Below are 14,453 nucleotides of genomic sequence, written 5' to 3'. Positions count from 1 at the left end.
CGTTCTTTGACATCATGCCATACATTATTGCGGTCTACGACGTGGGGCAAAAGCGCGTAGGCAAGATGCTGAAACTGTTCAGGCGGTACCTGACGTGGGTGCAGAATTCGGTATTCGAGGGAGATCTGACGGGGGCACAACTCCGGCAATTGCAGCAGGAGGCGGAGGCCATCATGGCCGAGGCCGATGGGGTTATTTTCTACCAGCTTCGCGACGAGCGTTACTCGGAACGAACGGCCCTGGGGGTTGATAAAGCCGAGCGAAGCCGGTTTCTGTAAGTCGTCGGCCGGTGGGGTTGGCGGGGCCGGTGGTGGGGTTTTGGCGGGGTTGGCCCGTGGCATTGGCTGATTGCAGCGAATGAGGGGCTTTTTTACGAGTCGTCGGCCTACGGGGGTTTTAGCACCACCGCAAGCCGACGACTTTTTTTGCGTATTCTTGTGCTAACAAACTGGCTCTACGACTCAAAAACAGCATTTCTCCGCCTGTTTTCGGCGGGGCCTCAATCGGACCTGCGGGTATTGAAAGCAGCAGGTGACTCACGATGTCAATGCCCATCAGCGTCGCCTCAATCGGACCTGCGGGTATTGAAAGTGACCACCCCCGACCCGCCTGCCCCCCCGGCGGGAGCCTCAATCGGACCTGCGGGTATTGAAAGGCCTTATATTTCATTTTACCCCCCTGATTCTGGTGACGCCTCAATCGGACCTGCGGGTATTGAAAGGTGGCGAGGTAGGTACGGAAGCTGGCCTGCCCGTACTGCCTCAATCGGACCTGCGGGTATTGAAAGGGCCACCTGCGTTAGGGTCAGATTATTGGCCGTGGTGGGCCTCAATCGGACCTGCGGGTATTGAAAGCATTTCCTTGAGCTTTTTCCAGACGGTATTGCCGGCCAGCCTCAATCGGACCTGCGGGTATTGAAAGATTTGGTCGAGGTAATCGGTTAGGTCGGCGGCGCGGAGCCTCAATCGGACCTGCGGGTATTGAAAGATTTGGTCGAGGTAATCGGTTAGGTCGGCGGCGCGGAGCCTCAATCGGACCTGCGGGTATTGAAAGGTGTAGCCCCCCGCCCCGTCGGAAACGGGCTGGGCCACGCCTCAATCGGACCTGCGGGTATTGAAAGTAGCCTTGCTACCCGTTCCATCTCCATTTCCATGTCCGCCTCAATCGGACCTGCGGGTATTGAAAGAGTAGTCCCACCCCACGCTGTCACCGTACCCCATGAGCCTCAATCGGACCTGCGGGTATTGAAAGTGGGCAGTTTGTTGAGCGTGTAGGTAGCCCCGAACTGCGCCTCAATCGGACCTGCGGGTATTGAAAGTATTACTTGTCAGCATCATCACTGCCAACCAATACCGCCTCAATCGGACCTGCGGGTATTGAAAGGCGAATCCCCCGCCACCATGCCCGGCAAGTGGCGCTCGCCTCAATCGGACCTGCGGGTATTGAAAGTGATGCGCACCCGGTAGGGGTCGGCGGGGGTACCCGTGGCCTCAATCGGACCTGCGGGTATTGAAAGTTGATTTCAACGTCCTGACCAATGTAGCGGTACAGTGCCTCAATCGGACCTGCGGGTATTGAAAGTTGTTTGAGGCTGTCGGGTAGCCAGATCGTGTGCAGCCTCAATCGGACCTGCGGGTATTGAAAGTCAGGCGGGTGCGATGGGCGTACTCATTGTAGATAGGGCCTCAATCGGACCTGCGGGTATTGAAAGTCGCATTACGGACCTACAGACCGAAATCCGTCAGGCGGCCTCAATCGGACCTGCGGGTATTGAAAGACAAACTACTCGACCAGCTCACCACCAAATTTCCAACGCCTCAATCGGACCTGCGGGTATTGAAAGGATGTGAGTTGAGCCATGTAGGCCTGTTCGATGACGTAGCCTCAATCGGACCTGCGGGTATTGAAAGTAGGTACGCTGCTCGCCATAGTCGCTGATGTAGCGGAGCCTCAATCGGACCTGCGGGTATTGAAAGATTGTCTGGCTCATGCAGGAGCAAAATGGGCGGCGGCGCCTCAATCGGACCTGCGGGTATTGAAAGGGCGGCTCATTGTGGGCACAACCAGCACGGGCGTTAAGCCTCAATCGGACCTGCGGGTATTGAAAGGGCATTACGGGGCCAGTGGTGGACTTTGCCCGCTACCTGCCTCAATCGGACCTGCGGGTATTGAAAGTTCGGTGGGGTGTAATGTGTCAATCATCTAAGGGGCTGGCCTCAATCGGACCTGCGGGTATTGAAAGGCGTTGCAACGCTGGTTTTCGACACCCGGCAACTGGGCCTCAATCGGACCTGCGGGTATTGAAAGATCATTGGTTACTACACCAACAAGGGCGCAAAAGAGCCTCAATCGGACCTGCGGGTATTGAAAGAAACCGGGCAGCGACCGCGCGAACCACCACCCTATAGCCTCAATCGGACCTGCGGGTATTGAAAGGACGGTTGAGTTAGAGGGCAACGAAGGGGTGATCAACGCCTCAATCGGACCTGCGGGTATTGAAAGGCAAGCTCCGGCAAGCTGTTCCCGTGCGTGGGGTGCAGCCTCAATCGGACCTGCGGGTATTGAAAGTTCGCTTTAATACAGAACGGTATGCCTTTTCCTGCTTGCCTCAATCGGACCTGCGGGTATTGAAAGACGGGCAGTTCGACGGGGGTAAGATCAAGCCCCTCTCCGCCTCAATCGGACCTGCGGGTATTGAAAGGAAAACGAAAGGGCAACAAGGATGACCGTGCGCTCTGCCTCAATCGGACCTGCGGGTATTGAAAGTTCGGTGGTGGTGTCGACTACCTGTTGGGCCACAAACTGCCTCAATCGGACCTGCGGGTATTGAAAGGGCCTGGCCGTACTGGAACATTTGTTCGACCGTGAGGCCTCAATCGGACCTGCGGGTATTGAAAGCCAGGGCGCGGGCGGCAGCAGCCAGGGCGGCTAAAGTGCCTCAATCGGACCTGCGGGTATTGAAAGTTTCGACGGCGCAGGCGACGGCCATTAACGGGGCAAGCCTCAATCGGACCTGCGGGTATTGAAAGATGAGGCGGTAGAGGTGCATTAAGGCAGAGTGGTCGGCCTCAATCGGACCTGCGGGTATTGAAAGGTCTTCAGGAGCTACAAACCAAGTGCGCCCAGGCCGGCCTCAATCGGACCTGCGGGTATTGAAAGGTTTCTGCGTCGTCATGGGTGCCAGCAGCCGCAGGATCGGCCTCAATCGGACCTGCGGGTATTGAAAGGCGTTTTGGATAGGTTGCCCCGGCTCACGTTCATAGCCTCAATCGGACCTGCGGGTATTGAAAGTCGTAATAGGTAAGAATGATTGCTCCATTTGGCCCGGCCTCAATCGGACCTGCGGGTATTGAAAGTGCCGCAGTCGGCAGTGGCGGCGGGTGGGCTGACGCGCCTCAATCGGACCTGCGGGTATTGAAAGAAGGTTGTTTAGGCCCAGGCGAGAGCAAGACAAAAGAGCCTCAATCGGACCTGCGGGTATTGAAAGTCGGCGTTCTCTTTGTGGAAGACATCGGCCTGCACGGCCTCAATCGGACCTGCGGGTATTGAAAGTGTAATTCCTATGTCGGACCGTCTGTATTCTGCGTTGCCTCAATCGGACCTGCGGGTATTGAAAGAAGGATAATATCCTTCGGCTCTTTGCATTACCAGAAAGCCTCAATCGGACCTGCGGGTATTGAAAGCCAACATATGTTCGTATTGACCCATCGCTAAGGGGGCCTCAATCGGACCTGCGGGTATTGAAAGCGAAGCTGGTACAATCTGGCCAAATCGTGTTCAGTGGCCTCAATCGGACCTGCGGGTATTGAAAGTGATTCAGGCCCAGCCGGGGCAGGCGGGCACACTCTGGGCCTCAATCGGACCTGCGGGTATTGAAAGAAGTACGAAGGTCAGGTGCTGAGTCGCCGCGATGGACGCCTCAATCGGACCTGCGGGTATTGAAAGGGTGTCATCGTCACCGACGTGGCGATCAAAGGGCTGAGCCTCAATCGGACCTGCGGGTATTGAAAGCGAGGCCGGCAACCTGCTGCGGCTTGACGACTTTGAGGCCTCAATCGGACCTGCGGGTATTGAAAGATGACGTGCTGGGCTGCATTGGGACGGGTGAGAGCGCCTCAATCGGACCTGCGGGTATTGAAAGTTGCAGGCGATCTACCTTGGCCGCGTTGGCTACCGGCGGCCTCAATCGGACCTGCGGGTATTGAAAGGGGGCCAAGGTGGGGGATATAGTACTTCCAACCTTCGAGCCTCAATCGGACCTGCGGGTATTGAAAGTGAGCGTGCCGGTCAACGTACCCAACATCGCCGCCAGCCTCAATCGGACCTGCGGGTATTGAAAGCCGAGGCGACGTCGGTGTTGGCGACGGGTATGCCCTGCCTCAATCGGACCTGCGGGTATTGAAAGAGGGGGTACAGTACCAGTACCTCGAAGAAGACGGCGCCTCAATCGGACCTGCGGGTATTGAAAGACGCTGCTGCCGCCGCAGGTTGTCAGCCTCGGCGTTCTGGCCTCAATCGGACCTGCGGGTATTGAAAGGCAGGCCATCCGGCTCGGTTCGATGGTCGACCTCACCAAGCCTCAATCGGACCTGCGGGTATTGAAAGGAGTGGTCGTCGTTACACTCGCCACGCCACCGGCCGTGCCTCAATCGGACCTGCGGGTATTGAAAGAGGGTCTGGTCCACGGCATTGGCGTCTCGATCACCAGGCCTCAATCGGACCTGCGGGTATTGAAAGCTGGCGATGGGGCAGTACGAGGCAATGGTGGCGGGGCCTCAATCGGACCTGCGGGTATTGAAAGGAGGCTACCCGTGATGGTGCGCATATCAAAGAGGAGCCTCAATCGGACCTGCGGGTATTGAAAGTAAGCGCGGCGGGGGGCGACCAGTCGGTGCTCAATGGCGCCTCAATCGGACCTGCGGGTATTGAAAGGATGGTCTCGGCCCGCAGCAACCCGCACGTATCGAGCGCCTCAATCGGACCTGCGGGTATTGAAAGGCGAGGTGTACTGGACTTTCGACAGGCGCACCAACCGCCTCAATCGGACCTGCGGGTATTGAAAGCTTGCTGAGGTAGATCGCCCCCAGAACGGCGATCACGCCTCAATCGGACCTGCGGGTATTGAAAGACGTAACCGTGTCTGCCTCCCTTGTGGCAACCAATGGCCTCAATCGGACCTGCGGGTATTGAAAGAAAGCGCAGCCAAGAGCGTACCGACGGGATTCGGTGGGCCTCAATCGGACCTGCGGGTATTGAAAGACCAGGTCACGGCCTACAACCAGCTCGAAGCCTGGCGCCTCAATCGGACCTGCGGGTATTGAAAGCGCCCTGGTTGCGTTTGGAAAGGATCTGGGCTTTCCGCCTCAATCGGACCTGCGGGTATTGAAAGTCAGGATTCTTGAGGTAGAAGGAATGCTGATCGTCGGCCTCAATCGGACCTGCGGGTATTGAAAGGAAGGTCTTCTACGACAAGCACGGCTATTTCCCTCAGCCTCAATCGGACCTGCGGGTATTGAAAGGCTCATCAACCCCCAGAACCTGACGGCGGTGGTAGGCGCCTCAATCGGACCTGCGGGTATTGAAAGCTCGCGAAGTGGGTTGGCCACCAGGGCCACCTGGGAGCCTCAATCGGACCTGCGGGTATTGAAAGGGTCTGGTTTGAATCTGCAATATCATTGCCATACGGCGCCTCAATCGGACCTGCGGGTATTGAAAGGGCTTAATCGTAATTCCGATTGGCGCTGTTGGCGTGTGCCTCAATCGGACCTGCGGGTATTGAAAGCTGAATTATATTTCGCGTAAAATGACAGATGAGAAGCCTCAATCGGACCTGCGGGTATTGAAAGATTGGCAGTCGACGCCCGCCCGCGTGAACAACCCCGGCCTCAATCGGACCTGCGGGTATTGAAAGTAGCAATGCGGAGGGGTACGCGGTCGTTCGTAGTGGTGCCTCAATCGGACCTGCGGGTATTGAAATTGGGACGACACCAGTTCGAGGGCATCTTCGGGCGCGAGCCTCAATCGGACCTGCGGGTATTGAAATAGCGAGTAGCCCACCACGAAGAGGAAACCGCCTCGCCTCAATCGGACCTGCGGGTATTGAAATGCAGATTGCACCCTGTACTGTAACAACATAGCAACAGGCCTCAATCGGACCTGCGGGTATTGAAATCAGGGAGCCTGTTCGACGTGACGCAGTTTACCATCCGCCTCAATCGGACCTGCGGGTATTGAAATTAGAGTGGCAGATACATCCCCAGATCCCCTTCCATGGCCTCAATCGGACCTGCGGGTATTGAAATTGAATGAACGCAGCCAGCAGGCAAAACGTAGCATACGCCTCAATCGGACCTGCGGGTATTGAAATTGGATGCCACCATCAAAGGGGCCAACTACGGCAGCATCGCCTCAATCGGACCTGCGGGTATTGAAATGATGCTCTCGGGCCTGGGCGAGGTGACTGATCCCGAGCCTCAATCGGACCTGCGGGTATTGAAATTAAACTGTGTCTGCTGGGGGCTACGGATGCCGAACTGCTTCAATCGGACCTGCGGGTATTGAAATTCAATGATGTGTTCAGCCCGAACGCGCTGGATGTCGGCTTCAATCGGAACTGCGGGTATTGAAATCTGGGGCAAGAATGAAGTGGGGTTTTCGGCCCTGGCTTCAATCGGACCTGCGGGTATTGAAATTAGCGGGCCACGTTGGCGTCGATACCCCCCTGGGCCAGCCTCAATCGGACCTGCGGGTATTGAAAGGAAGATCAACCGGGAAATTGCCAAGCTGAAACAAACGCCTGGCTTCAATCGGACCTGCGGGTATTGAAAGGCGAACGGACAACCCAACGGAAGCAACGCCAACACAGCTTCAATCGGACCTGCGGGTATTGAAATTGGGAAGACACCTCTGTCTTTGGCCACGACCCCTCGGGCTTCAATCGGACCTGCGGGTATTGAAAGTGATTTGATATTTTGTTGATAAACAGATAGGGCTGGTGCTGATGATTGGGCTGAGCCTGTTCTGGCACCGTTTCTGACCACGCCCCCCTTACATCCTGCCATAAAGACCCCCTCAGGCTTTGCGGCGACGGCATACTTAACAATCTGCTAACACTATATGGCTAATAGATACTGTAGCTTTGTGGTTGAAAAACTTATACCATCTTTTCATGACTTCATCTCTACAGCGAGCTTTCTATGCTTGGCTTGGGCTATTCATGCTCTGCATGATGCCAACACGGGTACGGGCACAAGCACCGACCGATCTGTTCTTCTCGGAATACATTGAGGGCAGCAGCAACAACAAAGCCCTCGAGCTTTACAACGGCACCGGTTCGGCCATCAATCTGGCTACCGGGCAGTACATTATCCAGATGTACTTCAACGGCGGTATTACGGCCAGCACTACTATTAATCTTACCGGCACCATTGCTCCAGGAGGCACCTACGTAGTAGCTCCCACATCCGCCAATGCCACAATTCTGACCAAAGCCAACCAGACAAGCGGCTCGGCATTTTATAACGGAAACGACGCCATCGTACTACGCAAAGGCGGGGCGGCGGGCACCATTGTGGATGCCATTGGCCAGGTGGGATTCGACCCCGGCACCGAATGGGGCACAGGGCTGGCCTCCACCGCCGATAACACCCTGCGCCGGAAAGCGTCATCCTGCACCGGCGACGTAAACGCCAGCGATGCATTCGTCCCGAGTGTTGAATGGGACGGTTTCGCTATCGACACCTTCGACGGGCTGGGTACACACAGCACCAACTGTGGCGGCACGCCCACGCTGCCCTCCGTGTCTATTGTGGCTACCGACGCCAACGGGGCCGAAACGGGGTCCGACCCCATCGTGTTTACAGTGTCACGGTCGGGCGGGACAACGGCGGCGCTCACCGTCAACTACACGGTTGGCGGCACGGCTACCAACGGCACCGACTACACGCCTGCGCTGAGCGGCGTGGCCACCATCCCCGTTGGCCAGTCGTCGGTTACGCTGACGCTCGCGCCGGTAGATGACGCGGTGGTTGATGCCAACGAAACCATTATCCTGACCATTACCGCCAACGCCGCCTACACCATTGGTTCGGCAACGGCAACGGGTACGATTACGGACAATGAAGTAACGCCTGGTCAGCGTATTCACGACATTCAGGGCGCGGCGCACATATCGCCCCTGCTGGGCCAAACGGTCAACAACGTCCCCGGCGTCGTGACGGGGCTGCGCACCAACGGCTTCTACATGCAGGACCCCACGCCCGATACCGACGACCGCACGTCGGAAGGAATTTTCGTCTTCACCAGCACGGCCCCCACGGTGGCGGTCGGTACGTCGGTGCTGGTGAGTGGCACCGTGGCCGAGTTTCGGTCGGGGGGTAGCGCGGGCACCAACAACCTGACGGTTACCCAGATTCAGACCCCCACGGTAGCTACGCTGTCAACGGGTAATGCATTGCCTCCGGCTACACTGCTGGGCAACGGTGGTCGTACGATTCCTAACACGATCATTGAAGACCAGACCGGTAACGTAGAAACCGGTGGTCTGACGTTCGATCCGGCTACCGATGGCATCGATTTTTACGAAAGCCTGGAAGCCATGCTGGTGCAGATCAACAACCCGCTGGCGGTTAGCCCAACCACCCAGTCGGGAGCCGCCGCCGGTGAGTTGTGGGTGGTGGCCGACAACGGGGCCAACGCCACGATCAAGTCGGCGCGGGGTGGTGTCATTGTCAGTGCCAATGATTTCAACCCTGAGCGTATTCAGCTCGACGATACCGTGCTGAACCCACCCAGCGGCGGTTTCCTGACCCCATCCGTTAACGTGGGTGCCCAACTGAGCACGGCTACGGGCATTGTGAACTGGACAGCCGGTAACTACGAGGTGCTGCTTACGTCGGTGCCAACGGTGATCTCCAACGGCCTGACCAAAGAAGTAACTGCCCTAGGAGCCACGGCCAGTCAGCTGACGGTGTCGACTTTCAACGTAGAAAACCTGGCCCCCAGCGACCCCAGCAGCAAGTTTACGAACCTGGCTAACCGGATTGTTACGAACCTGAAAGCGCCCGACATTCTGTTGCTGGAAGAAATTCAGGACAACAACGGTGCCACCAATGATGCCGTAGTGGATGCCAACGTGACGTTCGGTCTGCTCATCAACGCCATCACCAGCGCGGGTGGCCCAACCTACCAGTACCGCCAGATTAACCCCGTCGATGACCAGGATGGTGGGCAGCCGGGGGGTAATATCCGGGTGGGCTTTTTGTTCAACCCAGCCCGCGTTTCGTTTGTTGACCGCCCCGGTGGCACCTCAACGGCTGCTACGACCGTCAACAACGTGAACGGTACGCCACAGCTGTCGTTCAACCCCGGTCGCGTTGACCCCACCAACCCGGCTTTTGCCAACAACGACGGCTCGGGCCCGGCCAGCAACAGCCGCAAACCACTGGCGGGTGAGTTTCTGTTCAACGGCCAAAAGGTGTTTATTGTCGGAAATCACTTCAGCTCGAAAATCCCGGACGACATTCTGTTTGGCGTCAACCAGCCCGCCACGCTCTTCAGCGAAGCCCAACGCCGCGATCAGGCTACGGTGGTCCGCAACTTTGTGCAGAGCGTTCTGGCTATCGACCCCAACGCCAATGTGGTGGTATTGGGCGACCTGAACGACTTCGAGTTTTCGGCCCCGGTCAACATCCTGAAAGGTGCGCCGCTGAATGCGCTGATCGAAACGCTGCCTGCCAACGAGCGCTACACGTATGTCTTCGAAGGCAACTCACAGACGATTGACCACATTCTGGTGAGCAACGCCCTGCGGAGCAAGCTGGACCAGTATGACGTGGTGCATATCAACGCTGAATTCACCAACCCCGACAGTGACCACGACCCAAGCGTGGCCCGGTTCACGCTGGCCACTTCGCTCTCGCTCACAGCCTACGCTACCCCCGCGCAACTGCTGACCACGGGTACCACCACGCTGTCAGCTACGGTATCAGGTGGCACGGGGCCCTATAGCTATACGTTTGTTGGCCCTGGCACGATTACGCCCAACGGCAACACGGCCACGGTGTCGGGCATTCCGGCGGGTGTGCAGACGTTCACGATCATTGCCGGTGACGCCACCACGCCCCGCAGCCAGACGATTTCGACTACGGTGAGCGTGACGGTGACGGCCATTCAACTACATGTGCTGCACCGCGACGTAGACAACTACGCCGACAACAACTCGGTGCAGCCGGTATTGATCCTGCAAAATCAGGGCAGCGAGGCCCTGACCCTGTCGGCCCTGACCCTGCGCTATTACCTGACGGTGGAGAATTTCGTGCCGCTCAGCAACCTATTCACCTTCTACGCCCAAATAGGTGCCTCAAACGTGAAACTACGCTACGTGCCGCTGGATGCTCCCCGCCAGGGTGCCTTCGGCTACGTGGAGTACAGCTTTACGCCGGAAGCAGGTCAACTGGCCGCCAACGCCGATTCGGGACCAATCCAGAGCTACTTTGCCAAGAGCGACTACAGCGGACTGTATGAGCCGGATGACTATTCGTACAACCCCGTGCGCGATCAGTTGCTGGCCAACCCCCGCATCACGGCCTATTACAACGGCATACTGGTATGGGGGCAGGAGCCAGCCCTGGTTACGCCGCTGCGTCAGCTACGGGTACTCACCGAAAGCAAGAACGGCCCCTCGGCCACGGCCATCACCACCAACCTGATCCTCCGCAACGAGGGCAACCTGCCCGTGAACTACGCCGATCTGCGCATCCGCTACTACTTCACCGCCGACAACCAGCAGGGGCTGACGTTCTATTCAAACTTTATGTATGAAGGTGCCCTGCAAGGCCAGTTGGTGAGCCTCAACCCACCCCTGGCCAACGCCGACACGTACCTGGAGATCCGGCCTACGTTCACGGGTCAGCTGATGCCGTCGAGCCAACTGGGTACGCTGTGGTACAGCATTTACAGCCCGCAGGGTGCCCGCTTCGACCAGACCAACGACTACTCCTATCAGGAACAGCCTGCCGAGTTCAGCCCCAACAACCGGGTGGTGGTCTATGTAGGCAATGAGCGGGTATGGGGTCAGGAGCCGGGTGCTTCGGGCCGCCGCGCTTCGGCTGAGCCGGGCAGTGAGTTAGACGTAACGGTGCTGGGCAACCCGGTACGGGGCGATGCTGTGTCGGTGCAGATCAAAGGTGCTGGCGGTCAACCCCTGCGGTTGCAGTTGGTCAGTGCCCAAGGCAAAGTCATTACCCAACAGCAGATAGCCACGCCGCAAGCCGTAGAACAGCATACGCTCTCGCTGGCAGGTCAGGGGCCGGGTATCGTGCTCCTGCAAGTGAGCACCCCCACCCAAACCCGCACGCTGCGCGTACTGAAAGCGGAGTAGGAAACAGGTTGATCAAACCTGTTCAGCCTGTCTGTTCATCGAAAAGCCGCCCCAGTTAAGCTGAGGGCGGCTTTTTGTGTAAAGGACCAAATATCCACGCTTACCTCACGAAGGCCAGGTCACGTATTTCTGCCAGTTATGTTGCTCTTTGAAACCCAGCACCTCCCGGATTTTTCGGTTGGAAAACAGGGCCTCATGCTCCCCTAACTCGCGGGTGATGGGCACATTGGGGAAGAACCTGGTGGCCAGTTCTTTGGTGGGAATAACGGCCCCGTTCTGGTCATTGCCCGCATTGAAAATCTGGAAACCAAGTCCATCTTTTTGCAGGCACAGATCCACGATCTGACCCAGGTCACGCGCATCGATGTAGCAGAATGCATTCCGGCGTCTCACCTCGGGGTGGGCGAAATAATGGGGAAACAGTTCTGCGTATTCGTGCGGTTCAATCACATTGCCGATGCGCAGGGCATAAATATCAGCCCCCGACCGCCGCTGAAAGCTGCGGGCCGTTTTTTCATTCACCACCTTCGATAAGCCGTAGCTATCCATCGGGTCGACGTCGTAATCCTCTTCCAGCGGCAACACGTGCGGGTCGGTTTGGCCATCTGAAAAGCAGATACCGTAGGTGGTCTCCGACGAGGCAATAATGATCTTGCGGATGCCCAGTTTAACGGCCGCTTCGATCACGTTGTACGTACCGATGGCGTTGACCCGAAACGTTTCGTTATCGGGTTTAAGCAAGATCCGGGGCACGGCGGCAAAATGAACTACGGCATCGAATTTGGGGGCGCCGTGGCCGGGTTCCAGTTCGTCCAGCCCGGCGTACGAACTCATGGCATTAAACACCTGTCCCGAATCTGTGATGTCGGCCACCAGGTTGTCTACGCCCGGGTGGTCCAGCGGTGTCAGATCTACATTCAGCACCCGATGCCCCTGATCGAGCAGGTAAGGCACCACGTGCCTGCCCGCTTTCCCCGACCCCCCTGTAAAACATATTCGCTGTTTAGTCATGCGTTCTGCTGATTGATATAAGTTGATTGGCCATGGTATACTGCTGCTGCTATCTGGCTAGCGAACAGGCAACACCGACCGCTAACCACTCGTTTGGGGTATAAGAGTACAAGCGCCCTTTGTGTTTTGTTGGCTGACATTACGCCGTAGCGGCATGGGTATGGACAACCTACAAAAAAGCATGCCCTCTCAGGACCTTTCCAAACAATATTCTACAGAAATTGTGTTACGCCTACAAGACAGCAGCTTACCAGGTAATACGTATGGAAAACAAGCAGATACAACCGGAAAAAGAACACATTCACAACGACCGGACCACCATTCGGCTACCGATGCTGCTGGGCCTGACCCTGGCGGGCGGGGTGCTGCTGGGCGCGTCGTTTTTTGGCGGCACCAAAGGCCTCAACACCATTGGCAGGGGCTACTCGAAGTACAAGGAAATCTTGCAACTGATTGAAAATAACTACGTTGACTCGGTCGACACCGACGAGCTGGTTGACTTTTCAATCACTAAAATGCTGGAGAAACTCGACCCGCACACGGCCTACCTCAACCCCACCGATGCTGTGGCGGCGCGGTCACAACTGGAGGGTGGCTTCGACGGCATCGGGGTGGAATTCAACATCTACAAAGACACCGTCTATGTGGTGACGCCCCTGGCCGGTGGCCCCTCCGAAACAGCTGGTATTCAGAGTGGCGACAAGATTCTGAAAGTCGACGAAACACCGCTGACGGGCAAGAGCATCGACAACACGGCGGTTTATAAAGCCATGCGCGGCAAGCGCGGCACCGACGTGCGGCTCACGATTTTGTCGAAAGGCCAACAGCAACCCCGGCAGATCACCCTCACCCGCGACCGCATTCCGACCTACGCCGTAGACGCGGCCTATATGGCTGACGATCAGACGGGTTACCTGAAGGTAAACCGCTTCTCCGACTCAGCTTTTGAAGAGTTTCGCACGGCGCTGGCATCGCTGAAACAGCAGGGCATGAAGCAACTCGTGCTCGACTTGCGCAACAACCCCGGCGGCTACCTCGACCGGGCTACCAACATGGCCGACGAGTTCATCGACGGCAACAAACTGCTGGTCTACACCGACGGCAAAGACGACCGCTACGACCGCAAGTACTTCGCCAAAACGGCGGGGCAGTTTGAAGACGGTGCCCTCATCGTGCTCATCGACGAGGGCAGCGCGTCGGCGTCAGAGATTCTGGCGGGGGCGTTGCAGGACCACGACCGGGGCTATATTGTGGGGCGGCGTTCGTTTGGTAAAGGCCTGGTACAGATGCCCGTGCAGCTTTCCGACGGCTCGGAACTGCGGTTGACGATCTCTCGCTACTACACGCCCGCTGGTCGCAGCATCCAGAAACCCTACGTGCCGGGGCAGGAAGGCGACTATGAAAAAGAGCTGGATCTGCGCTCGAAACGGGGTGAATACTACATTGCCGACAGCATTAAAAACGACCCCAAGAAGGTGTTTAAAACCGACAAGGGCCGCACGGTCTACGGCGGTGGCGGCATCACGCCCGACTATTTCGTACCCCGCGATTCGAGCTGGCAGACGGCGTATCTGGGCAAGCTGTACTCGAAAAATATCATCCGCGAGTACGCCCTGGAATACGCCAACGACAACCGCAAGCGCCTGGAAAAACTGCCCTTCGCCGAGTTCGACAAGTCCGTGAACCTGACTGACGATCAACTGAGCACCATGACTAAACAGGCTACAGCTGAGGGCGTTACGTTCAACGCCGCCGAGTTTGGCCGCTCGAAAGAGTATATCCGCACGCAGACCAAGGCGCTCATTGCCCGCTACATTTTCCAGAAGAGCAACAAGGCCGGGCAGAACAACGAGTTCTACAAAATCGCCAACACCTCCGACGCCACCTACACCAAAGCCCTGGCCCTCTTCGACAAAGCCCGGCAGCTGGAGTTCGGCCCGAAGGAAGTGGGAATGAAAAAGTGATTTACGATGTACGAATTACGATTTACGATTTTTGCTGACGCAGGAGTACGCTTGCTTTGGCTCAGACGCGTCAGCAAAAATCGTAATTCGTACATCGT

General features: G+C 57.2%; 4 protein-coding genes and 1 CRISPR repeat array. Of the genes, 3 read left to right on the top strand and 1 reads right to left on the bottom strand.

Annotated elements, in window-relative coordinates; translation table 11 throughout:
* The first annotated feature begins 14 nt into the window (after positions 1-14).
* Together cas2 and J2I48_RS18465 are read left to right on the top strand one after the other, a co-directional pair.
* Complete coding sequence (cas2, locus tag J2I48_RS18470) at positions 15-278, top strand: CRISPR-associated endonuclease Cas2 (RefSeq protein WP_207336967.1); 264 nt, start codon at positions 15-17, stop codon at positions 276-278.
* A gap of 218 nt (positions 279-496) precedes the next feature.
* Positions 497-6,959: a CRISPR direct-repeat array (repeat unit 29 nt; unit sequence GCCTCAATCGGACCTGCGGGTATTGAAAG).
* Positions 6,960-7,168: 209 nt separating this feature from the next.
* A complete protein-coding gene (locus J2I48_RS18465) occupies positions 7,169-11,380 on the top strand; it encodes a cellulose binding domain-containing protein (RefSeq protein WP_207336966.1) in 4,212 nt (1,403 codons plus the stop codon).
* A 105-nt stretch (positions 11,381-11,485) separates the two neighbouring features.
* Here the strand turns inward: J2I48_RS18465 and J2I48_RS18460 are convergent, their stop codons facing one another.
* Positions 11,486-12,391, bottom strand: coding sequence for an NAD-dependent epimerase/dehydratase family protein (locus J2I48_RS18460; protein WP_207336965.1), 906 nt, complete (start codon positions 12,389-12,391; stop codon positions 11,486-11,488).
* A 263-nt stretch (positions 12,392-12,654) separates the two neighbouring features.
* Here J2I48_RS18460 and J2I48_RS18455 point away from each other — a divergent pair, with 263 nt between their 5' ends.
* Positions 12,655-14,355, top strand: a complete 1,701-nt coding sequence (locus J2I48_RS18455) for a S41 family peptidase (RefSeq protein WP_207336964.1) — start codon at positions 12,655-12,657, stop codon at positions 14,353-14,355.
* Positions 14,356-14,453 lie beyond the last annotated feature (98 nt).

Source organism: Fibrella aquatilis, assembly GCF_017353255.1.
GTDB classification, from domain to species: Bacteria; Bacteroidota; Bacteroidia; order Cytophagales; family Spirosomataceae; genus Fibrella; species Fibrella aquatilis.
This window is presented reverse-complemented; position numbering and strand designations above follow the sequence as displayed.

Excerpts from the sequence above, each read along its gene's own strand:
- cas2 (WP_207336967.1), top strand. The coding sequence starts at position 15 with ATGCCATACATTATTGCGGTCTACGACGTGGGGCAAAAGCGCGTAGGC.
- J2I48_RS18465 (WP_207336966.1), top strand. The coding sequence starts at position 7,169 with ATGACTTCATCTCTACAGCGAGCTTTCTATGCTTGGCTTGGGCTATTC.
- J2I48_RS18460 (WP_207336965.1), bottom strand. The coding sequence starts at position 12,391 with ATGACTAAACAGCGAATATGTTTTACAGGGGGGTCGGGGAAAGCGGGC.
- J2I48_RS18455 (WP_207336964.1), top strand. The coding sequence starts at position 12,655 with ATGGAAAACAAGCAGATACAACCGGAAAAAGAACACATTCACAACGAC.